General features: G+C 68.7%; 16 protein-coding genes. 8 read left to right on the forward strand and 8 right to left on the reverse strand.

What is annotated here, in order from left to right:
* Nucleotides 1-115 precede the first annotated feature (115 nt).
* A complete protein-coding gene (locus ACILQR_RS00250) occupies nucleotides 116-2563 on the forward strand; it encodes an ATP-binding protein (RefSeq protein ID WP_395649518.1) in 2448 nt (815 codons plus the stop codon).
* A gap of 312 nt (nucleotides 2564-2875) precedes the next feature.
* Nucleotides 2876-3616, forward strand: a complete 741-nt coding sequence (locus tag ACILQR_RS00255) for a dienelactone hydrolase family protein (RefSeq protein WP_271146267.1) — start codon at nucleotides 2876-2878, stop codon at nucleotides 3614-3616.
* Here ACILQR_RS00255 and ACILQR_RS00260 read toward each other — a convergent pair.
* A complete protein-coding gene (locus ACILQR_RS00260) occupies nucleotides 3613-4305 on the reverse strand; it encodes a GNAT family N-acetyltransferase (protein ID WP_395649519.1) in 693 nt (230 codons plus the stop codon). The genes ACILQR_RS00255 and ACILQR_RS00260 overlap by 4 nt on opposite strands.
* A gap of 185 nt (nucleotides 4306-4490) precedes the next feature.
* Here ACILQR_RS00260 and ACILQR_RS00265 point away from each other — a divergent pair, with 185 nt between their 5' ends.
* Complete coding sequence (locus ACILQR_RS00265) at nucleotides 4491-5510, forward strand: hypothetical protein (RefSeq protein ID WP_395649520.1); 1020 nt, start codon at nucleotides 4491-4493, stop codon at nucleotides 5508-5510.
* Between the two features lie 9 nt (nucleotides 5511-5519).
* On the opposite strand, the gene trpS is transcribed toward ACILQR_RS00265, so the two are convergent.
* The 3 genes from trpS to glnD all read right to left on the reverse strand — a co-directional run bounded on the left by trpS (nucleotide 5520) and on the right by glnD (nucleotide 11130).
* Complete coding sequence (trpS, locus tag ACILQR_RS00270; RefSeq protein WP_395649521.1) at nucleotides 5520-6563, reverse strand: tryptophan--tRNA ligase; 1044 nt, start codon at nucleotides 6561-6563, stop codon at nucleotides 5520-5522.
* 250 nt (nucleotides 6564-6813) lie between these two features.
* Nucleotides 6814-8412, reverse strand: coding sequence for a murein biosynthesis integral membrane protein MurJ (gene murJ / locus ACILQR_RS00275; protein ID WP_395649522.1), 1599 nt, complete (start codon nucleotides 8410-8412; stop codon nucleotides 6814-6816).
* A gap of 9 nt (nucleotides 8413-8421) precedes the next feature.
* A complete protein-coding gene (glnD, locus tag ACILQR_RS00280) occupies nucleotides 8422-11130 on the reverse strand; it encodes a [protein-PII] uridylyltransferase (protein WP_395649523.1) in 2709 nt (902 codons plus the stop codon).
* 166 nt (nucleotides 11131-11296) lie between these two features.
* Here glnD and ACILQR_RS00285 point away from each other — a divergent pair, with 166 nt between their 5' ends.
* The gene (locus ACILQR_RS00285) at nucleotides 11297-11992 is read left to right on the forward strand and encodes a CAP domain-containing protein (protein ID WP_271146761.1); all 696 of its coding nucleotides are present in this window, start codon (nucleotides 11297-11299) and stop codon (nucleotides 11990-11992) included.
* A gap of 45 nt (nucleotides 11993-12037) precedes the next feature.
* Here ACILQR_RS00285 and mutS read toward each other — a convergent pair whose 3' ends face one another.
* Nucleotides 12038-14731 (reverse strand): DNA mismatch repair protein MutS, encoded by a 2694-nt coding sequence (mutS, locus tag ACILQR_RS00290; RefSeq protein ID WP_395649524.1) that lies wholly within the window; start codon nucleotides 14729-14731, stop codon nucleotides 12038-12040.
* A gap of 129 nt (nucleotides 14732-14860) precedes the next feature.
* Here mutS and ACILQR_RS00295 point away from each other — a divergent pair, with 129 nt between their 5' ends.
* Both ACILQR_RS00295 and ACILQR_RS00300 read left to right on the forward strand, forming a co-directional pair.
* Complete coding sequence (locus ACILQR_RS00295) at nucleotides 14861-15019, forward strand: hypothetical protein (protein WP_395649525.1); 159 nt, start codon at nucleotides 14861-14863, stop codon at nucleotides 15017-15019.
* Nucleotides 15020-15041: 22 nt separating this feature from the next.
* Nucleotides 15042-16187 carry a serine hydrolase domain-containing protein gene (locus tag ACILQR_RS00300; RefSeq protein ID WP_395649526.1) on the forward strand — a complete coding sequence of 382 codons (1146 nt, stop codon included), beginning with the start codon at nucleotides 15042-15044 and terminating at the stop codon, nucleotides 16185-16187.
* Here ACILQR_RS00300 and rarD read toward each other — a convergent pair.
* The gene (rarD, locus tag ACILQR_RS00305; protein ID WP_395649527.1) at nucleotides 16172-17098 is read right to left on the reverse strand and encodes an EamA family transporter RarD; all 927 of its coding nucleotides are present in this window, start codon (nucleotides 17096-17098) and stop codon (nucleotides 16172-16174) included. The genes ACILQR_RS00300 and rarD overlap by 16 nt on opposite strands.
* A gap of 188 nt (nucleotides 17099-17286) precedes the next feature.
* On the reverse strand, nucleotides 17287-18330 hold the full coding sequence (locus tag ACILQR_RS00310) for an aspartate-semialdehyde dehydrogenase (RefSeq protein ID WP_395649528.1): 1044 nt from the start codon (nucleotides 18328-18330) through the stop codon (nucleotides 17287-17289).
* A 186-nt stretch (nucleotides 18331-18516) separates the two neighbouring features.
* Here ACILQR_RS00310 and zapE point away from each other — a divergent pair, with 186 nt between their 5' ends.
* Nucleotides 18517-19617: a cell division protein ZapE gene (gene zapE, locus ACILQR_RS00315; protein ID WP_395649529.1), complete on the forward strand. Its 1101-nt coding sequence runs from the start codon at nucleotides 18517-18519 to the stop codon at nucleotides 19615-19617.
* A gap of 58 nt (nucleotides 19618-19675) precedes the next feature.
* Nucleotides 19676-20239, forward strand: coding sequence for a YbjN domain-containing protein (locus ACILQR_RS00320; RefSeq protein WP_395649530.1), 564 nt, complete (start codon nucleotides 19676-19678; stop codon nucleotides 20237-20239).
* Between the two features lie 92 nt (nucleotides 20240-20331).
* Here the strand turns inward: ACILQR_RS00320 and mdh are convergent, their stop codons facing one another.
* A complete protein-coding gene (gene mdh / locus ACILQR_RS00325) occupies nucleotides 20332-21294 on the reverse strand; it encodes a malate dehydrogenase (protein WP_395649531.1) in 963 nt (320 codons plus the stop codon).
* Nucleotides 21295-21387: the final 93 nt, after the last annotated feature.

Consider the following 21387-nt stretch of genomic DNA (forward strand, 5'->3'; position numbering starts at 1 on the left):
AACGAAGCCTCGACAGGATTCCGCGACGCAGCCTAGATTCAAGGCTTCAGCGAATCGTGCGCGCCCGAAGGTCCGCATCGGCCTGTCATGCGTCTGGACGAACGGGGAGAAGGCCTTGCGGGGCACGGAGCGCCGCTATCAGGGAGCAGGCCGCCGGGCTTCGGACGCCGGTGGCGGAACGCTGGCCAGATGGATCCGCGTCGGCGTCCTGACCCTGGCCCTGTGCGTCGCTGCCTATGTCCTGCTGGTCGCGCGAGAGACGGCCCGGCCCGAGCGTGAGCTGGAAACCCTGCGCGCTCGCGTCATCGCCGACGACGCCCGGCTGTTCGCCGCCGAGATGGACGCCCGGCTTCGGGCGACCGATGCGGCGATGACGGCCGGGGCCGCTGCCCTGCGCGCCCGTCCGACCCGACCGCTGGACGCCGTCGAGGCGGCCCGGGCCCTGGCTCCCGAAACCGCCTTCGCGGTGATGTCCCCGACCGGCGAGACCCTGGCCGCCGCGGGCGCACCGGGCGGGGCCTTCGTCCAGGCCGGCAACACACCGGCCTCGGCACCGGCCGCACTCGGTGTCGCGACCGACGGCAAGGCCCTGGTGCAGCGCTCGGTGGGCAATGGCAACCGGCTGGTCGCGCGGATTCCCCTGACCGCGCCGGCCGGATCGGTGGGCGAGGACGGGGTCTCCCTGTCGCTGGCCCTGCCCGGAGGTCCGGTCGTCCCGGTCGCCGGGGTCGATCATCCCGCCGTCGATGGCTCGACCCTGTCCGCAGCCACCGGGTCGATCGATACGCGCAGTCCGAACGGCCTCGCCCTGCACACCGTCGCCGCTCCGCTCGGGTCCAGCGGTCTTCACGCCCTGGCCTCGCGTCGTGCCGGAGGGGCCACCAGCCTGCTGGGCGACGTCTGGGTCCTGGCCGCGCCGATCGCCCTGGGCCTGCTGGTGATCGTCCTGCTGCTGCTGCAACGGTGGCGACAGAAGCGCGCCGGTCGCGACTGGGCCGAGACCGAACACCGGTTCCGCGTCGCCGTCGAGGCGGCCCGGTGCGGCGTCTGGGAATGGGACCTCGAGGTCGAGGAGGTGGTGATCTCCGACTATATGGCGACCCTGCTGGGCCTGCCCCAGGGCGGGGTGGTCGCGGCCGAAGAGGTCTTCGCCCGGGTCCATCCCAAATACCGCGAGATCGTCCAGCACGCCCTGAGCCAGGCCGCGACCTTCGGCGCCTTCGAGACCACCTTTCCCGTCACCGGCCTCGACGGTGCCGTGCGCTGGATCGACGCCCGGGGCCAGGCGCGCGGGGCCCGCACCGAGGAAGGGTTCGCGTCCATCCTGGGCGTCGCCCTCGACATCACCGAGGCCCGCCGCGCCAAGGCCCATGCCCAGGCCGCCGAGAGCCGGCTGCGTGACGGGATCGAGAGCGTGTCCGACGCCTTTGCCCTGTTCGACCGCCAGGGCCGGCTGATCCTGTGCAACCAGGCCTTCAAGGATGCCTTCGGCCTCCAGCCCGAGATGACCCGGCGCGGCGCCTCCAAGGACGAGCTGAACCGGATCGCGGCCCTGGCCATCAAATGCGAACATCCGGCCTCCAGCGACCGGGCCGGGGTGCATGAGGTCGAGCTGCACGACGGCCGCTGGCTGCAGCTGTCGGAGCGGTTCACCTCGGACGGCGGGGCTGTGGTCACCGCCACCGACCTGACCACCATCAAGCGCCAGGAGGCCGAGACCCAGCGCGCCGCCGCCTCCCTGCGGGCCACGGTCGACCAGCTGGAATCCAGCCAGGAAAAGCTCAGCCTGCTGGCCCGCAAATACGAGATCGCAATGACCCGGGCCGAGGCCGCGAACCAGGCCAAGTCCGAGTTCCTGGCCAATATGAGCCACGAACTGCGCACCCCCCTGAACGCCATCAACGGCTTCTCCGAAATCATGGCCGGCGAGATGTTCGGCCCCGTCGGTGACGCCCGCTACAAGGGCTATGCGGGCGACATCCTGAAGTCGGGCCAGCATCTGCTCAGCCTGATCAACGACATCCTCGACATGGCCAAGATCGAGGCCGGCAAGATGACCCTGCACTACGAGAAGGTGTCGCTGAAGGAGGTCTGCGAGGACGCGCTCAGGCTCATGCGCGGCAAGGCCGAGGAGGCGGGCCTGACCCTGGTGCTGGACGCGCCGGAGCTACCCGACATCGACGCCGACCAGCGCGGGATGAAGCAGGTGATGCTGAACCTGATCTCCAACGCCATCAAATTCACGCCGGAGGGCGGGTCGGTCACCGTCTCGGTGCGAGAGATCGATCGCGGCCGCCAGAAGGTCGCGGTCGCCGATACCGGCATCGGCATCGCCCCTGAGGACCTCGGCCGGCTGGCCCGCCCGTTCGAACAGGTTGAGGGCCAGCATTCCAAGACCACGCAAGGCACCGGCCTGGGCCTGGCCCTGACCAAGTCCCTGATCGAGATGCACCACGGCCTGATGACCATGGACAGCGAACCCGGCAGCGGCACGGTGGTCAGCTTCGACCTGCCGGTGATGCGCCCCGCCGAGCTCACGATCGACCAGGCCCGCGCGGCGTAAGGGGGGTCGGACAAGCGAGATTTCCTTCTCCCCTTGCGGGAGAAGGTGGCTGAGCGAAGCGAAGTCGGATGAGGGGTCACGCAGACCTTCGGAATCGGCGCTCGCTCAACCCACTCCATTCAACCGTGCGACCCCTCATCCGTCAGCCTTCGGCTGCCACCTTCTCCCGCAAGGGGAGAAGGATGCCCGGGGAGCAGGCCGAGTCCTTTACCGGTGAGACCGCGTCCCTCATCCTGACCGCTTCGCGAACGGAGAGGTAGACGGCCCTCTGGCTTCTCGACCCGACGGCCGAGAACAGCTTAGGATCACCCCATGGACACCCTCTCCCAACGCTGGGCCAAGCTCTTGCCCAACACCATCGTCGTCGGGCCCGACGACGCCCGCCCTCGACCGGCGGTGATCCTGTTCCACGGCTGCGGCGGGATGCGGCCGCATCTGCCGCTCTATGCGGCGGCGGCCAAGGCGGCCGGGTGGCGGGCCTTCATCGTCGACAGCTACGCGCCGCGCGGCTGGGGCCGCATGTTCGCCCTGTCCATGGTCTGCACCGGCGCGACCCTGAGGGGCCATGACCGGGGCGGCGATGTGCTGGCGGCGATCCAGGGCGTCTCGGCCCGCGCGGACGTCGATGCGAGCAAGATCGCCGTCGCGGGCTGGAGCCACGGCGGCTGGGGCATCATGGAACTGTTGGCCGCCCCCCGGACCCGGCCCGGCGAACTGGGCGTCGCCGACACCGGGTCGGCCTCGCTGGCGGGACTGAAGGGGGCCTGGCTGGCCTACCCCTATGTGGGTTTCATGGCGACGGCCCGCGCCCGGCCGTGGCGGCACAAGCCCCGCACCGAGGTGGTCATCGCGCGCAGCGACCACCTGACCACGGTGCGCAACGCCGAACGCATCTTCGCCGATCACCGCAATCAGGGTGCCCGTATCGAAACCTGGATCGCCGAGGGCACCCACTCCTTCGACGAACCGACCGGGGCCATGCCCATGCGCCATGACCCCGCCCTGACCCAGGTTGCGGTGGGCCGGTTCGAGGCGTTTTTGCGGGGGCTCTAGGCCAGCACGGTGTAGCTGACCGGGATTCGCACGGAGAATCCCAGGCTTTCATAGAGGCGGATGGTCGTCGCAGCCTCCGCCTTCGCGTGCAGAAACGCGTGATCCCCCTCGGCCAGTATATCCGAGACCACGATCCGCGACAGGGCCCCGGCCAGACCCTGGCCGCGATGATCGGGGTGGACGCAGACGGCGCTGAGTTCGCTGAACCCCGGAACCCGCATCCGCCGCCCCGCCATGGCGATCAGCCGGCCGTCGCGCCTTACGCCGAAGAATCCGCCGAGCGCATGGGTCCGCTCGCGGAAAGGCCCCGGCTGGGTCAGGGTGGCCAGGGCCAGCATCTCAGGCGCATGGGCCTCGCCCAGAGGTTCGGCATCCATCGTCGCCCCGCCACCTGCCGTCAGGGCGGAACAGACCATCTGAACGCAGGGATAGCCGCCCACGACCTCGGCCCCGTCGGGCAACACCCCGTCCATCGGCCCGCCCGCCCGCTCGACGATGCCAGAACCTGGATAGAGCCGCGCCAGCTCCGTCATCGCCGCCCGCGCCTCGGGACCGTCGTCAGCCGCCGCGAGGAACACGCCACAGGCCGGATCGAGACGCACCGCCCTCGCATCCCCTATGGCGAATCCGGCCAGCCGCGAGATCAGGGCGTTCCACGTCGGTCGATCAAGGGGATGGTCCAGGGTCATGGGCGCAGAATGCCGGGGTCGAGAGACCGCGACCAGTCTTCGGCGAACGTCAGGTCCGAAATGCGCGAACGCTCAGGTCTAGACCAGTCAGAGCGGGTTTGGCCGACCTCGAAACTTAAACTTGTATGATCAACCATGATGCACCTAAGGTCCGTGCAGCGTAACAGCCAAGGTCGGGGGGCCTCATGAAGAAGCTGAAGAATCGTCTCTCGATCGACCGAATCGAGAGCGTCTATCTGGCCATTCTGCGGATCGCGGTCCTGACGGTTGCGACCATATCGTTGATCGCCGCTGCAGGGTTCGCACTGGACGGGCTGTGGCGATTTGCGGTCGTCACGGATGTAAAGCAAGAGCCCACGGCCGTGGCTCCAGCTGAAGTGATTGCTGCGATGAAAATGCCGCCGCCCGCTGCCGAGCGTGGGGATGCACAAATCCCTGCTCACGTTCGTGCGGCCCATGCCGAGTTTTCGAGCAAGGTCTTCTCGGTCTACTATTCGGTCTATCGAAAGGCCTCGGAAGCTTACAAGAAATCCGAGGATACGACTCTCACTCAGGCCGAACTTATGTCGGCCCTGGGTTATGATTTGGAAACCTATGCCAGCGGCGAAGTGCCGGCGACAAAGCTATTCGTGGAAAACACGGCTTACCAGCAACAGGCTCAGACCGCCGTCGCCGCTGCGATGGCCGACGCGACGGCTTTGGGACAATTGCAGGAATACAAGGCGGCGCAAAAGACCGCACAAAGCTGCACCACCGAGTATGAGCGGCGCACGATGTGGGATTCCAACAGCACGGCTTGCTCGGACTGGTTCTATCAGCCTTATGGTTGCAACGTGACCCGCAGTGTCCCAGTTCAACGCTGTGTCGCAGCCTATCCGGAAGGCATCGTCAGCCCAACGGTGGCCTTTGGTCGAGCCGATGACGCATTCCGGGTCATCTGGGCTCAACGGGCCGAGGCGAACGCCCAGGCCGCGGCCGACAAACGCTACGCTCGCGAAGAGACCCGTTCCAAGATCGGACCTCGCCTGATGTTGGCGTTGCAGATCATCGGCGGCTTTCTAGTCGTGATGTTCTTCTTCCTGCTGATCGCAGTCGAACGGCATCTGCGGCGGGTTGCAGAGCCAACCAAGGACGCCTTGGTCGATACCGATGAATCGGTCGCGCCCAAACCGGCCGAACCTACAGACCCGGCCAGCGACGTCTGACGCTCTGACTCAGCGCCAGAAGCCCACGATCGACTTCACCTCGTCCACTACCGGGTCGGCGATCGCCGCCGCCCGTTCGGCGCCGTCCTTGAGGACGCGGTCGATCTCGGCGGGATCGGCCATCAGGCGGCGCATCTGCTCGGTCACCGGGGCCAGCGAGGCGACGGCCAGGTCGGCCAGGCGGGGCTTGAAGGCGCCGAAGCCCTGGCCCGCGAACTCGCCAGTGACGGCGTCCTTGGTCTGGTCCGACAGGGCGGCATAGATGGCGATCAGGTTCTTGACCTCGGGCCGGTCGTCCAGGGCCTCGCCGACCTCGGGCATCACCCCCATGTCGGTCTTGGATTTCCTGATCTTGCCGGCGATGGTGTCGGCGTCGTCGGTCAGGTTGATGCGGCTCTGGTCCGACGGGTCGGACTTGCTCATCTTGGCCGCCCCGTCGCGCAGGCTCATGACCCGGGGCGCGGGCCCCTGGGTCAGGGGTTCGGGCAGGGGGAAGAAGCCGGGCACGCCGAAGTCGGTGTTGAACTTGGCGGCGATGTCGCGCGTCAGTTCCAGATGCTGTTTCTGGTCCTCGCCGGTCGGAACCTCGGTCGCCTTGTACAGCAGGATGTCGGCCGCCTGGAGCACCGGATAGGTATAGAGGCCGACGCTCGACCGCTCCTTGTGCTTGCCCGACTTCTCCTTGAACTGGGTCATCCGGTCCAGCCAGCCGAGGCGGGCGACGCAGTTCAGCACCCAGGCCAGCTCGGAATGGGCGCGCACCGCCGACTGGGGCCAGATGATCGAGCGGGCAGGGTCGAGGCCCGAGGCCAGATAGGCGGCGGCGATCTCGCGCGTCTGGGCGGCCAGTTTGGCGGGGTCCTGCCAGACGGTGATGGCGTGCAGGTCGGCGACGAACAGGAAACAGGGGGCGCCTGCGTCCTGAAGCTCGGTGAACCGCTTCAGAGCCCCCAGATAGTTGCCGAGGTGGAGCGCGCCCGAGGCCTGGATGCCGGACAGCACCCGGCGCGGGCCGGTATAGGCGGGAACGGCTGGGGGAGCAGCATCTGACATGGGGCGGCAGATGCCCTAGCGAAGGGCGGAGGGCAAGCTTCTCCTCCCCGTCACGAAGCGATGGGGAGGTGTCTCGGCCCCTCTTCAGGGCCGTGACGGAGGGGGCAACACGCTATCGACGGTGAGGGCTGTCAGACGCCCATGGACAGATCGAGTCGTCCCCTCCGTCAACGCGCAAGCGGCTCGCTGCCTGAGGACGGCTCGTATACGAGCCGCCCGCAGCCCCATGCTACGCACGGGGAGGAGAACTTTACTCCAGACCCGCGTTCGGCGTCGGCGCGCCGGGCTCGCGACGAAGCACGGCCTTGAGCTCGGCGGGGGTCACGGCGCGGAAGGCGATCAGGCAGGCGGCATAGACCAGGCCGCCGACGCCGCAGATCACCAATACCGCGATCTCCTTGGCCAGCAGCCATCGTGACAGGTCTTCGTAGAAGACGCTGGCGGCGAACAGCACCCCGGCCATGGCGGCGCTGGCGGCCAAGACGCGGGCGATGCGGGACACGAACCGGGGCGAGGCGTGCCAGGCCTTCTCGCGGATCAGGGTCCCGCCCAGCAAGGCGACATTGACCCAGGCCGAGACCGAGGTGGCGATGGCCAGGCCCTGGACGCCGTCGACGCCGATCCGGCTGAACCAGAAGAACAGCCCGGCTCCCAGGACGACGGTGATGACCACGGAAGTGACGGCGAAGATCATCGGACGGCGCGTGTCCATCCGCGCGAAGAAGGGCGGGGTCAGGACCTTGGCCAGGACGAAGGCAGGCACCCCCCAGGCGAACTGGCGCAGGGCGTCGGCCGTCCGCGCCGCATCGGCGGTGGTGAAGGCCCCGCGCGTCATGGTCGCGTCGATGACCACGAAGGGCATGACGAACAAGGCGATGGCCGCGGGCAGGGTGAAGGCCATGGCCAGGGTGATGCCGTCGTCGAGCGTCCGCTGGCCGCCCTCGTGATCGCCGGAGACGAAGGCCTTGGTCAGGCGGGGCACCAAAGCCAGGCCGATGGCGACGCCCACCAGGCCGAGCGGCAGCTGATACAGGCGGTCGGCGTTGTAGAGTACGGAGCGCGCGCCGGCGTCCGACCCGGTCAGCACCTGGCTGACCACCGAATTGAGCTGCAACGCGCCGCCGGCCATGGCACCGGGAATGGCGAGCTTGAGCGTCGTCTTCACGCTGGCCGTGACCCTGGGCCAGTGGATGCGAAGGCGGACGCCGAGTCGCCGGACGCCCCACCACAACAGGCCGGCCTGGACGAGGCCTGACACCGTCACCGCCGCCGTGACGGCCTTGAGCGTGTCGGGCTGGCTCATCGGCAGGAATTCTGGTGCCAGCAGCGGGATCAGGGTGCAGACGTTGAGAAACGCCCCGACCCCGGCCGTCAGGGCGAACTTGCCCGCCGTGTTCAGCACTCCCGACAGCAGGGAGGCGATGGTCATGCAGGCCAGATAGGGCATGGCCAGCTGGGTCGCGGTGATGGCGACCCGCATGACCCCTGAATCGTCCTTCCAGGCCGACATCAGAAGCGGAATGATCCATGGCATGGCGACCTGCATGGCGATGCAGAATGCGGTCACGACCGCGAACATGAAGCTTAGCGCCTCGGACGCCGTGACGGCGGCGGCCTCCTCGCCCTCGGCGGCACGGACCCCGCCGTAGATGGGCACGAAGGCCTGGGCGAAGGCGCCCTCGGCGAACAGGCGCCGGAACAGGTTGGGCAGCATGATCGCCGTGGCCCAGGCGTCCATCATCGGCCCCTGGCCGAACCGTGCCGACAGGGCCAGATCGCGCGCGAACCCCAGGATGCGGCTGCCCAGGGTCAGGGTCGACTGGACGATGGTGTTGCGGGCCAGGCTCATGGTCGGCGCTTAGCGCGCTTCCGAGACCGGTGAAACGGCCTTTCGGCGGATCGGGCGGTTCAGGTCGGAGACGTCGCGGGCACTGGCCCGGGCGGCGGTGATGCGCCTGCCGGCCGGGGCGGCGGGCGTGCGTTCCAGCACCGCCTCCAGCGCCGTCTGGATCTCGATCAGCAACTGTTCGGCAAAGACCTTTCGGCCCTTGCGATCGACGACATAGAAACTGTCCACCGCCCGTTCGCCATAGCCAGCGACATGGGCCGAGCGGATCGACAGGCCCAGGTCCGTCAGGGTGCGCGACAGCTCGGCCAGCAGCCCCGGCCGGTCGGCACCCGAGACCTCGATCACCGTGGCAGTATCCGACGCCGCCGTGTCGATCATCACCACGGGCCGCACGTCGAAAACGGCCCGGCGCGGGGTGGCGGCGGGCATCGGCGGAGGGGCGATCGGGGTCTCGCCGCGCGCTGCGGCTTCCAGCGCGGCGACCAGGGTGGTCAGGCGGCGCGGCTCGTTCTGGCCATAGGGGGCATCGGCCCCGTCCTGGACCTGGAACACGTCCAGCACCGTGCCGTCCGGCGTGGTGGCGACCCGTGCGCCCGTCACGTCGGCTCCGGCGGCGGCCAGCGCAGCGGTCAGGTCGGCGAACAGGCCGGGCCGGTCGCGGGCGGCCAGAGAAATCTGGGTCGTCGATTCGATCCGGCCCGGTCCCTGACGGGTCTCGACCGCAGCGCCGGTCTGCGCCGCCCGCGCCACAAGGTCGGCATGGTCGGCCAGGGGATCGAGCGCCTGCACGTCCTCGCCCCGGAACAGGGCCTCGGTGGCGTTGTACAGGCTGGTGATCAGCTGGCCCTTCCAGCTGTTCCACACGCCCGGGCCCACCGCCCGGATGTCGGCGACGGTCAGGACCTGGAGCAGGCGCAGGCGCTCGGGATCGCCGACCAATTCGGCGAAACTGCGGATGGTGGCGGGGTCCGAGGTGTCGCGCTTCTGGGCATAGTCGGACAGGGCCAGGTGGTTCCGCACCAGCCAGACCACCAGCTCGATCCGGCGCGGATCGACCCCCAGCCGCTCGCAGGCCCGGCGCGCGGCGATGGCACCGTCTTCAAGCTGGCCCCGCTCGCCGCCCTTGCCGACGTCGTGCAGCAACATGGCCAGCATCAGCACCTCAGGATCGGCGATCAGGTGGATGATGGCCGAGGCGTTGGGGTGGTCGTGCTTCAGCTTGCCGCGCGAAATGTCGTTGATGATGCCGATGGCCTGAAGCGTGTGCTCGTCGACCGTATAGGCGTGGTACATGTTGAACTGGGTCTGGCCGACGATCCGCCCCCACTCGGGCAGGAACCGGCCGAGCAACCCGGTCTCGTTCATGATGGTCAGGACCCGATAGGGCCGCGCGCCGTGCGCCAGGATGTGCAGCAGCGCCGCCGTCGCCTCCGGATTGCGCCTCAGTTTCGGCGTCACCAGCCCTAAGGACCGGGTCACCGCCGAAAAGGCGTGGGGATGGACGTCAAGGTCGTGCTGGTCGGCGCAGACAAACAGTTTCAGCAGCTTCACCGGATCGTCGGCGAACACCTCCGGCCCCGTCACCGACAGCCGCCCGCCTTCCTCGATGAAACCGGGCACGCCCAGGTTCCGCTTTCGCCCGGGGATCAGCCGCGACAGGCTCATGGTCTTCTTCTGCTGGCGCGCCTCCAGCGTCGCGCTCATGGCGCGGGTCAGGGCCCCGACGTCGCGGGCGACCAGGAAGTATCGGCGCATGAACCGCTCGACCGCCGGCTCGTCGCCCCGCCCGCGCCAGCCCATGCGCCGCGCCACCTCGGGCTGAAGGTCGAAGGTCAGCTTTTCCTCGGCCCGCCCGGCGGTCAGGTGCAGGTGAGCCCGGACCCGCCACAGGAAGTCGAACGCCTCCTCGAAGGTGCGGCGTTCGCGCGCCGTCAGCAGGTCGTCCAGAACGGCGGCGCCCAGCACCGAATTGGGCGCCAGGGACCGCGCGATCCAGAACAGGGTGTTGAGGTCGCGCAGGCCCCCCTTGCCGTCCTTGATATTGGGCTCGACGCGGTATCGCACTGCCCCGACCTTCTCGTGCCGCGCGGCCCGTTCCTCCAGCTTGGCGGCGATGAAGGGGCGGGGATCGGCGTTGGTCACCATGCCCCGGAACCGCCACAGGAAATCCTCGGTCAGCAACCGGTCGCCGGCCAGATACCGCGCTTCCAGCAGGGTCGTCCGCACCACCATGTCGGTGCGCGACAGGGCCAGGCATTCCTCGACCGCCCGCGCCGCCGACCCGACCTTCAGGCCCAGATCCCACAGCACATAGAGGACGAAGGCGGCCACCGTCTCCGTCCGCGCCGTCGTCTTCCACGGCCGCAGGAACAACAGGTCCAGGTCCGAAAACGGTGCCAGGACGCCGCGCCCGTATCCGCCGACCGCGATCAGCGACAGCCGCTCGGCCTCATTGGGGGCCGGCGACGGATAGAGGGTCTCGGTCGTGAACCGCCACAGGGCGATCAGGATTTCGTCGGCCGCCTGGCAATACAGCCGCGCCACCTCGACCCCGCCCAGGCCGTTCGCCAGCTTCGACCCGATCCTGTGGCGGGCGGCGGCATGGTGCGCGCCCAGCAGCGCCGCGACCTCGGCCCGCACGTTCGGCCCGCCGACCAGGGCGTCAAGACGCCGGTCGAGGTCGGAGAGTTCGGTCGTGGCGGGGGGAGCGGCGGACATCGGCCCGCACACTATAGGCACAATCCTTGACCGTTTGGACGCCATCGACCGGGAATCTGTGGGTCTCATGCGACACCTCGTCGCCAAGCTTCGCCTGACGGGCGTGTGGTCTGGAAACCCGTGATTTCCTGAGGCAGTGTCGCGTCAACAAGTCGGGGCTGACTTCTTGAAACGCTTTCTATTCGCCGCAGCGGTGCTTTGCGCTGCCCCGGGCCTCATGGCCCTGGGGGCGACGGATCGTCTCGTGACCGCCATGCCGGCCAGCACCGGCCCCGGCGGGGGTGCCGGCCAGCTGTCACGCGAGGTCTTCGACGAGATGAACCTGATGCGGGCCGACCCGCAGGGCTATGTCGCTGTCCTGCAAGCGTATCGCGCCCAGTTTCGTGGCGACGTCGTCATTCGCCCAGGCCGTATCTCGATCCAGACCCGCGAGGGCGTCGCCGCCGTCGACGAAGCGATCCGATTCCTCCAGGCCCAGTCGCCGATGCCACCGCTTCAGCCCGACACCATCCTGGGCCTGGCCGCCGCCGACCATGCGCGCGATCAGGGACCGGCCGGCTATATCGGCCACCATTCCTCCGACGGCTGGGACTTCGCCACCCGCGTCGCCCGTCGCGGCGGCGAGCCGTATGGCGGCGAGAACATCTCCTACGGCTATGACACTGCGCGCGAGGTCATCATCCAGCTGCTGGTCGACGACAACGTCCGCGACCGGGGCCACCGCGTGAACCTGTTCCGCCCCGGATACGTCCGCGCCGGCGTCGGCTGCGGGCCGCACACGGTGTTCAGCTATATGTGCGTGATCGACTATGGATACGCGCCGAGGAAGCCGGCTGGCGCGGCAAGAGCGGCGATGCCCTGACCTTTTCTCCTCCTGTCGCGAAGCGATGGGGAGGAGAGGCGACACCTACCCTCTCAACGCCTTCAGCCGATACAGCGCCTCCAGCGCCTCGCGCGGGCTGAGGGCGTCCGGGTCGAGCGCCGCGACGGCCTCGTCCATGGCCGATCGCATCGGCGGCGGGGCCGGTTCCATCATGGCGAACAGGGGCAGGTCGTCGAGGCGGTCGTGGGCGGCCTTTTCGGCCTCCAACCGGTCTAGTACCGCCTTGGCGCGGGCGACGACCGAGGCGGGCACCCCCGCCAGCTTTGCGACCTGAACGCCGTAGGACCGGTCCGCCGCGCCGGGTGCCGCCTCATGCAGGAAGACCAGGTCGCCGTTCCACTCGCGCGCCTTCATGGACAGGTTGCAGACGTGGTCGAGCCGCTCCTCCAGCCGCGCCAGCTCGTGATAGTGGGTGGCGAACAGGGTCCGCGACCGGTTGGTCTCATGCAGGGCCTCGGCGCAGGCCCAGGCGATGGCCAGGCCGTCATAGGTCGCCGTACCCCGCCCGATCTCGTCCAGCACGACGAAGCTGCGGTCCGTGGCCTGGGTCAGGATGGCGGCGGTCTCGACCATCTCCATCATGAAGGTGGAGCGGCCGCGCGCCAGGTCATCTCCGGCCCCCACCCGGCTGAACAGCCGATCGACGACCCCCAGCCGCATCGATCGCGCCGGCACGAAACTGCCGGCCTGGGCCAGGACCACCATCAGGGCGTTCTGGCGCAGGAAGGTCGACTTGCCGGCCATGTTCGGCCCGGTCACGATCGACAGGCGCGGACAGCCTGACCCCGGCAGCGGGGCTCCGTCCAGCCGGCAGTCGTTGGGGGTGAAGGGATCGCCGGCCTTCTTGACTGCGGCCTCGACGACGGGGTGACGCGCGGCCTGGACCTCGAAGGCGCGGCTGTCGTCCACGATGGGGCGCACGCCCCCGACCTCCTGCGCCCATTCGGCCAGCGCCGCCGTGGCGTCGAGGTCGGCGAGCGCATCGGCCACGGCCTGCAGCGGCTGGGCCAGACGCTGGACCGTGCGTCGCCAGCCCTCGAAGGTCTCGCCCTCCATGGCCAGGGCGCGATGTCCCGCCTGACTGATCTTGGCGTCCAGTTCCGACAGTTCGACGGTGGTGAACCGGACCTGGGCCGCCAGGGTCTGGCGGTGGATAAAGGGGTTGTCGGGCCCGGCCCGGAACAGGGGCTCGGCGTGTTTGGCCGTGGTCTCGAGGAAATATCCCAGCACGGCGTTGTGGCGCACCTTGAACGGCACGCCGCTTTCGCGCACGGCCCGCGCCTCAAGGTCGGCGACGACCCTGCGGCTGTCGTCGCGCAGACCCAGGGCCTCGTCGAGCTCGGGCCGGAAGCCGGGCCGCACGAAACCGCCGTCGCGCGCCAGATGCGGCGGTTCCTCCACCAGCCCTTCGGCCAGTTCGACCATGAGGCCCGCCACCTCGGGCGACAGGGTCAGGCCGTCCAGACAGGCGACGATGCGCGCCGGCGGCCCGGTCAGGGGGTCCGGCGATCGGACGAACAGCCCGCCAATCCCTTCGGCCAGGCTCAGTCCGATCCGGATGGCCGCCAGGTCGCGTGGTCCGCCGCGTCCGAGCGCAAGGCGCGATACCGCCCGCGCCACATCGGCCGAGGCCCGCAAGCCGTCCCTCAGGTCGCGCCGCAGATCGCGCCGTTCCAGCAACCATTCGACGGCGTCCAGACCCTCATTGATCCGGGCCGGATCGCGCAGCGGCCGTGCGATCCGTTCGGCCAGGGCCCGCGCGCCGCCGGACGTCAGGGTCCGGTCGATACAGGCCAGCAGCGATCCTTCGCGTTCGCCCCTCTGGCTTCGGTCGATTTCCAGGCTCTGGCGGGTCGCCGGATCGATGGCGAGGAAGCCGACATCGCCCGAGCGGCGCGGCGGGGCCAGGGCCGGAACCCGCCCCGCCTGGGTCGTCTCCAGATAGGCGGCGATCAGGCCCAGCGCCGAAACCTCCGCCTCCTCGAAGGCTCCGAACCCATCCAGCGAGGCCACGCCGTACAGCCGTTCGACCCGGCTGCGTGCCGCCACCGGCTCGGCGACCGCCGAGGCCAGGGCCTGGACGATGCCGCCCGACCCGTCGAGCGCGGCCTTCAGCTCCGGATCGGAAAAGGCCTTGTCGGTGACCAGCACCTCGGACGGCCGGAACGCCCCCAGGGTCGCGGCGAGGTCGGCGAGATCACAGGCGACCGAATCCACCGCCCCCGCTGACAGCTCGACCACCGCAACCGCCGCCCGGCCCTTGCGCACGGCGACCGCCGCCAGCCGGTTGGCACCCCGCGCGTCCAGCAATGTGTCTTCGGTCAATGTGCCCGGCGTGACCACGCGGACGATGTCGCGGGCCACGATCGACTTGGAGCCGCGCTTCTTCGCCTCGGCCGGCGTCTCGATCTGGTCGCAGATGGCGACACGCTTTCCGGCCCGGATCAGCCGCGCCAGATAGCCGTCCAGCGCATGGACCGGCACCCCGGCCATGGGGATGTCCCCACCCTGATGCTTGCCCCGTTTGGTCAGGGTAATGCCCAGCAGCCCGGCCGCCACCTCGGCGTCCTCGAAGAACAGCTCGTAGAAGTCGCCCATGCGGAAGAAGACGATCGCATCCGGCTGCGCCGCCTTGGCCGCGAGGAACTGCGCCATGACCGGCGTCACGCCTTCCAGGGCAGGGGCCAGGGCGGGGGGATGATGGATCGGGGCGTTCATAGGATGGCGACAGGGTGACGGATCACGCGCGTCGTCTCAAGCCATGATCCGGGTCCTGATCTGGTCAGCGGTTGTCCCGGACCCCATCTTGCCTCACACAGGGGCGCTGAAGAAGGAAGTCTGAGATCCATGGCCAGGAAGCCCAACTACAGTTTCGAGCGCCAGGAGCGCGAGCGCGCCGACGCCAAGAAGGCCGCCGAAAAGGCCGCCAAGAAGGCTGAACGCAAGGCCGCCCAGGCCGCCTTCGAGGCCGGCGAGGGCCCGGACCCGGATCTGATCCAGGACTGACGCCGCTTTCGGCCGCCCCCGCATGACCGACCTGCCCGAGATCCACGGCGTCTGCCCGGCGCGGTTCGCCACCGTCCGTGACGCCTTCGCGGCCAACTTCACCGATGCGCCCGAAGGCCTGGACGAACAGGCCGCGCGGTTCAGCGTCGTGGTGGCGGGCGAGACGGTCATCGACCTGTGGGCCGGGATGGCCGATCCGCGTGCCCCTACGCCGTTCACGGAGACCACGCTGACGCCGGTGTTCTCGACCGGCAAGGCGGTGATGGCCCTGCTGATCGCGACCTGTGTCGAGCGCGGCCTGCTGGACTACGACCGGCCGGTCGCCGAGATCTGGCCCGAGTACGGCCAGGCCGGCAAGGACAAGATCACCCTGGCGCAAATGATGTCGCATCAGGACGGCCTGCCGGGCTTTGACGCGCCGGTCGATCCGACCATCTGGTTCGACCGACAGGCGGTGCTGGACCGGCTGTGTGAACAGGTGCCGATGTGGCCGCCGGGGACGGCGTCCGGCTATCACCCGATCACCATCGGCTATCTGGCGGGCGAGGTGTTCCGGCGCGCCGACTGCCGCTCCATGGGCCAGGCCCTGCGCGAGGATTTCGCCCAGCCCTTCGGTCTCGACCTGTGGATCGGCCTGCCCGAGACGGAGCACGGCCGCGTGGCGACGATGCGCAAGCCGGGCAAGGCCGTGGACCTCGGCCCCATCGATGCGGTCAAGACCGCCGCCTTCCTCGACAAGGGTTCGGCCCCCGGCGGGCGCGGGTCGGCCGAGTGGCGCACGATGGAGATTCCGTCGGCCAACCTGCACGGCACGGCTCTGGACATCGCGCGCATCCTCAACGTCCTGGCCAACGACGGCCTGCTGGACGGCAAGGCGATCCTGTCGCCGGAGGTAGTGGAGGCCGCGAGCCGCGAACGCATCCACGGCTTGGACCGCGTCCTGCCCTTCACCCTGAGCTGGGGTGCCGGATACACCCGCAACGCCGGGATCGGCATCTTCGGGCCCAATCCGGACGCGGTCGGTCACTGCGGCTGGGGCGGCTCATGCGCCTTTGCCGACGCCGATGCGAAGTTGTCGGCCGCCTATGTCATGACCCGCCAGTCGCACCATTTGATCGGCGATCCGCGCGCGCGGAGGCTGATCGACGCCCTCTATTCGGGGATCTGAAGCCGGATCGCCTGTCGCTCGGCCCGCCTGCGCCACAGGGCGGCCCCGGCGAAGACGGCCGCCCCGGCCCAGATGAAGCCGAACGACAGAATCCTCAGCAGCGTGAGGGGCTCGCCCGAGGCCACGCCGATGCAGAACTGAAGCGTCGGGGCCAGGAACTGCAGGAAGCCGATGGTCGACAGCGGGAGCCGCCGCGCCGACCAGGCGAACAGGACCAGGGGCAGGACGGTGGCCAGACCGCTGGAAATCGCCCAGCCCCAGTGCGCGGGGTTGGAGAAGCCGACGACGTCGGCCGTCTGGTTCAGCCACAGCAGCAGGCCGATCCCGACCGGGATCATCAGCAGGCATTCGACGAACAGCCCGGTCTGGGCATCGGCATCCACCCGTTTGCGGATGATGCCGTAGGCAGCGAAGCTGAAGGCGATGACCAGCGACAGCCACGGGGCCCGGCCCAGCGCGATCGCCTGCAACACCACCCCGACCGCCGCCGCCCCGATGGCGATCCAGCCCCACCGGTCGATCCGCTCGCGGAACACGACCAGGCCCGCCACCATGTTGAGCAGCGGATTGATGTAGTAGCCGAGGCTGGCCTCCAGGGTGTGATGGTTGGTGGTGGCCCAGACATAGGCCCCCCAGTTGATCAGGATCATCGCCGTGGACAGGGCCAGCCAGCCCAGGGTCGCGGGCGTGGTCAGCACCCGCCGGACCTGCTCCAGCCGCCCCGTGACCAGGACCAGCACGGCAGCGAACGCCACGGCCCACAAGCCCCGCTGGGCCAGAATCTCGGGCGCCGAAAACCCCGCCCTGGCCATGGCCATGAACAGCAGGGGAAACACGCCCCACAGGACGTAGCAGACTAGCCCCGCGATCAGGGCATTGCGGGTTTCGGTGGGGGCGGGTGAAGAGGGCATGATATTTCCTCCCTCTCCCATCGGGAGAGGGCTTGAGCGCCCGAGAGCCGCCAGGCGATCGGTCTTGCGCGAAAGGGTGAGGGGCGTTCCCTCGCCGGGACGCACCGTAATCCCTCACCCTTTCGGCTTAGCGCATCGCTGCGCTCTGCGAGCCTCAAGCCCTCTCCCGCCGGGAGAGGGTCAAGAGATCAAACCGCGATCGAACGATACCCCGTCGACGGTTTGATCGTCCCCGTCTCGTCCAGCAGCTGGGCGATCTGCACCGCATTCAGCGCCGCACCCTTGCGCAGGTTGTCGGACACGACCCAGAAGCACAGGCCGTTCTCGACCGTGTGGTCCTTGCGGATGCGCGACACATAGACGGCGTGCTCGCCCGCCGCGTCGACGGGGGTGATGTAGCCGTCGTGCTCCTGCTTATCGACCACCAGGACGCCGGGGGCCTCGCGCAGGATGGCGCGGGCCTCGTCGGGGCTGATGGGGCGATCGAACTCGACGGTCACGGCCTCGGAGTGGCCGACGAACACCGGCACACGGACGCAGGTGACTGTCAGCTTGATCTCGGGGTCCATCATCTTGTGGACCTCGTTCCACATCTTGGCCTCTTCGTCGGTGTATCCGTCCTCGTTGAACGACCCGATGTAGGGGATGACGTTGAAGGCGATCTGCTTGGGGAATTTCTTCGGCTTGGCGTCGCCCAGGCCATAGATGGCCTTGGTCTGGTTCCACAGCTCGTCCATGCCTTCCTTGCCGGCGCCCGACACCGATTGATAGGTCGAGACCACGACGCGCTTGATCTTGGCCGCGTCATGCAGGGGCTTGAGCGCCACGACCAGCTGGGCCGTCGAGCAGTTCGGGTTGGCGATGATGTTCTTCTTGATATCCTTGACCGCGTCCGGGTTCACCTCGGGCACGATCAGGGGCACGTCCTTGTCCATGCGGAAGACGGACGAGTTGTCGATCACGATCGGACCGGCCGCGCCGATCTTTTCCGACCAGGCCCTGGACACGGTCCCGCCGGCCGACATCAGGACGATGTCGACGGTGGAAAAGTCGAACGTCTCCATGTCCTCGCACTTGATGGTCTTGTCGCCCCAGGCGACGTCCATCCCCTTGGATTTTCGCGAGGCGATCGCGTGCATGATCTCGACGGGGAAGTTCAGTTCCTCGAGGATGGTCAGCATTTCCCGGCCGACATTGCCGGTGGCGCCTACGACGGCGACGCGATAGCCCATGATCTTAGTCCTTCGGACGCGCTAACGCTCGGCTCGCGGAGCCTCGCTGCTTGAGCGCGGTTGGTGCGTGGGTGTTGGTTTCGTGTCTGCTGCAAGGTTTCTTGCGGCAGGGCGAGGCATGTAAGCCTTCGCGCGGGCGAAGTCATCGCTTTTCACATCGCTTGCGCAAGACTATGCCCCAGTTCGATGGGCTCCCGTATTCGTTCCGCTTATGACATCCGCGTCGAGGAAGGCGTGATCGCCCCCGATCCGGCGCAGGTCCCCCTGATCGCGGCCCTGGAGCGGCTGGAGGAGGACCTGTCGAAGAAGGGGCTGTTCGGCAAACAGCCGGAGGTGCGCGGGCTCTACATCTGGGGGCCGCCGGGGCGCGGCAAGTCCATGCTGATGGACCTGTTCGTCTCGGCCTCGCCCGAGCCGCGAAAGACCCGCGCCCATTTCCACGCCTTCATGGCTCGCGTCCACGACCTGGTCCGTCAGTGGCGCGAGGGCGACCGGAAGAGCCGCAAGGCCGTGTTCGGTACCCACAGGGGCGACGACCCGATCGAGCCGGTCGCCGACCTGATCGCATCGGAGGCCCGGCTGCTGTGCTTCGACGAGCTCCAGGTCACCGACATCGCCGACGCGATGATCCTGGGCCGGCTGTTCGACGCCCTGTTCGAGAGGAAGGTCGTCCTGGCCATGACCTCGAACCGCAGCCCCGATCAACTCTACAAGGACGGCATCAACCGTCCGCTGTTCGTGCCCTTTATCGACGAGATCAAGGCGCGCTGCGCGGTGATCGAGATCGCGGGTGCCCGCGACTGGCGGCTGGATCGCCTGATGGGCTCGCCGGTCTGGTTCGCCGATGGTGGGGCGGGGCGTCAGGCCTTCGAGACCCTGTGGTACGACCTCAAGGGCGGCGAGCCCGAGGAACCGGCGCATCTGACGGTCCTGGGCCGCGACGTCGTGGTCGAACGCACCGCCGGGTCCATGGCGCGGAGTTCCTTCGCCGACCTCTGCGCCCGGCCGCTGGGGCCGCAGGACTATCTGGCGGTGGCCCGGCGGTTCCACACCCTGTTCGTGTCCGACATCCCCCGCCTCGGCCCCGAGAACCGTCAGGAGGCGGCGCGGTTCGTCACCCTGATCGACGCCCTCTACGAAGCCGGAACCCGGCTGGTCGCCACCTCGGCCGCCGAGCCCGAGGCTCTGTATCCCTGCGGCGACGGTGCCTTCGAGTTCGAGCGTACCGCGTCGCGCCTGCGCGAAATGGCCAGCGCCAGCTGGCTGGAGAAGGCGACGCATGAATAGAGTCTCACAACTTCGCCTTATTGCCAGTTAGTCTGACCGCGCTCAGGAGACACTACCCATGACCCTCGCCCTCGCCGCCGTCGCGGTGCTCGCCCTCGCCGCGCCCGACCTGTCGCTGGCCCAGACCCCGACAGCGCCTGTCGCCGCCGCCCCCGCTGTGCGTCCGGTCGCCGCAGCACCGGCCCGGATGGTCCAGGGGGTCGCGCCCGCCGCCGTCATCGCCTGGCTGACCACACAGGGCACCACCCCCGGCCCGGTCCAGACCGACGAGGGCCGCACCTTCGTCCGCGTCTCGGCCGACGGTCTCAGCTGGCTGCTGTTCTTCCAGTCCTGCGACACGGCCGGCATGTGTTCGGACCTGCAGTTCTCGACCGGCGTTTCCAGCGCCACCATCACGCCGGACAAGATCAACGGCTGGAACCGAGACCGCCGCTTCCTGAAGGCCATCTACGAGGCGCCGGAGGGCACCACCCCCGCCTCGGCTGTGGTCCAGTACGACGTCCTGCTGACCGGCGACGGCCCCGACCAGCTCATCGACCACCTCGCCATCTGGCGCGGCCTGTTGCCCGAGTTCGCCCGGCTGACGGTGGGCGGGGCGGCGGCGGCTCCTGCGGCACAATAGAAAAGGGCCGCAGTTTGCACCGCGGCCCCCATTCTTGATCGAAAGGCGCTCAAGCAGCGCGCGACCGCGTCGCGCGCATTAGCGCCCGCTGGCTATGCCAGCGACGGCTCGATGTCCTTGCAGGCCTGCAACAGGCCCTGGACCGAGGCGACCGACTTTTCGAACATCGCCTTTTCCTCGTCGTTGGTGGTGAATTCGACGATCTTCTCGACGCCGCCGGCGCCGATCAGGGCCGGCACGCCGACATAGAGGTCCGACAGGCCGTATTCGCCCGACAGCCAGACGGCGCAGGGCAGGACGCGCTTCTGGTCCAGCAGATAGGACTTGGCCATCGCGATGGCCGATTCCGCCGGGGCATAGAAGGCCGAGCCGGTCTTCAGCAGGGCCACGATCTCGCCGCCGCCTTTACGGGTCCGCGTGACGATGGCGTCCAGATCGGCCTGGCTCAGGAAGCCGGCCGCGACGGCGTCGGGCAGGGGCAGGCCGCCGAGGGTCGAGTGGCGCACCATCGGCACCATGTCGTCGCCGTGACCGCCCAGGGTCCAGGCGTGGATGTCCTGAACCGAGACGCCGGTCTTCTCCGACAGGAAATAGGCGAAGCGGGCCGAGTCGAGCACGCCGGCCATGCCGACGACCTTCTCGTGCGGCAGACCCGAAAACTTCTGCAGGGCCCAGACCATGGCGTCGAGCGGGTTGGTGATGCAGATGACGAAGGCGTTGGGGGCATGGGCCTTGATGCCCTCGCCGACGGCCTTCATGACCTTGAGGTTGATGGACACCAGGTCGTCGCGGCTCATGCCGTCCTTGCGGGGCACGCCGGCGGTAACGATGCAGACGTCCGCGCCCGCGATGTCGGCATAGTCGTTGGCACCCTTGAGCGAGACCGACGATCCGAACACGGCGGTGGCCTCGGCGATGTCGAGCGCCTTGCCCTGGGGCGTGCCTTCGGCGATGTCGAACAGGATCACGTCGCCGAGCGCCTCGCGCGCGGCCACGTGGGCCAGGGTTCCGCCGATCATACCGGCGCCGATAAGGGCGATCTTTGCGCGAGCCATCTGTATCTCCGTCTGGTGGCCCTTGGCGCGTTCGCGCGACTTGAGGCCGGGTTTGCGTGTGCGAGAGAAATCGTGGGCAGGGCTCTAGACCCG

It is taken from the genome of Brevundimonas sp. (assembly GCF_044239655.1).
Classification (GTDB): Bacteria; Pseudomonadota; Alphaproteobacteria; order Caulobacterales; family Caulobacteraceae; genus Brevundimonas.

Excerpts from the sequence above, each read along its gene's own strand:
- rarD (WP_395649527.1), bottom strand. The coding sequence starts at position 17,098 with ATGCCCTCTTCACCCGCCCCCACCGAAACCCGCAATGCCCTGATCGCG.
- mutS (WP_395649524.1), bottom strand. The coding sequence starts at position 14,731 with ATGAACGCCCCGATCCATCATCCCCCCGCCCTGGCCCCTGCCCTGGAA.
- murJ (WP_395649522.1), bottom strand. The coding sequence starts at position 8,412 with ATGAGCCTGGCCCGCAACACCATCGTCCAGTCGACCCTGACCCTGGGC.
- mdh (WP_395649531.1), bottom strand. The coding sequence starts at position 21,294 with ATGGCTCGCGCAAAGATCGCCCTTATCGGCGCCGGTATGATCGGCGGA.
- trpS (WP_395649521.1), bottom strand. The coding sequence starts at position 6,563 with ATGTCAGATGCTGCTCCCCCAGCCGTTCCCGCCTATACCGGCCCGCGC.
- ACILQR_RS00255 (WP_271146267.1), top strand. The coding sequence starts at position 2,876 with ATGGACACCCTCTCCCAACGCTGGGCCAAGCTCTTGCCCAACACCATC.
- zapE (WP_395649529.1), top strand. The coding sequence starts at position 18,517 with ATGGGCTCCCGTATTCGTTCCGCTTATGACATCCGCGTCGAGGAAGGC.
- ACILQR_RS00320 (WP_395649530.1), top strand. The coding sequence starts at position 19,676 with ATGACCCTCGCCCTCGCCGCCGTCGCGGTGCTCGCCCTCGCCGCGCCC.
- ACILQR_RS00300 (WP_395649526.1), top strand. The coding sequence starts at position 15,042 with ATGACCGACCTGCCCGAGATCCACGGCGTCTGCCCGGCGCGGTTCGCC.
- glnD (WP_395649523.1), bottom strand. The coding sequence starts at position 11,130 with ATGTCCGCCGCTCCCCCCGCCACGACCGAACTCTCCGACCTCGACCGG.
- ACILQR_RS00310 (WP_395649528.1), bottom strand. The coding sequence starts at position 18,330 with ATGGGCTATCGCGTCGCCGTCGTAGGCGCCACCGGCAATGTCGGCCGG.
- ACILQR_RS00295 (WP_395649525.1), top strand. The coding sequence starts at position 14,861 with ATGGCCAGGAAGCCCAACTACAGTTTCGAGCGCCAGGAGCGCGAGCGC.
- ACILQR_RS00265 (WP_395649520.1), top strand. The coding sequence starts at position 4,491 with ATGAAGAAGCTGAAGAATCGTCTCTCGATCGACCGAATCGAGAGCGTC.
- ACILQR_RS00260 (WP_395649519.1), bottom strand. The coding sequence starts at position 4,305 with ATGACCCTGGACCATCCCCTTGATCGACCGACGTGGAACGCCCTGATC.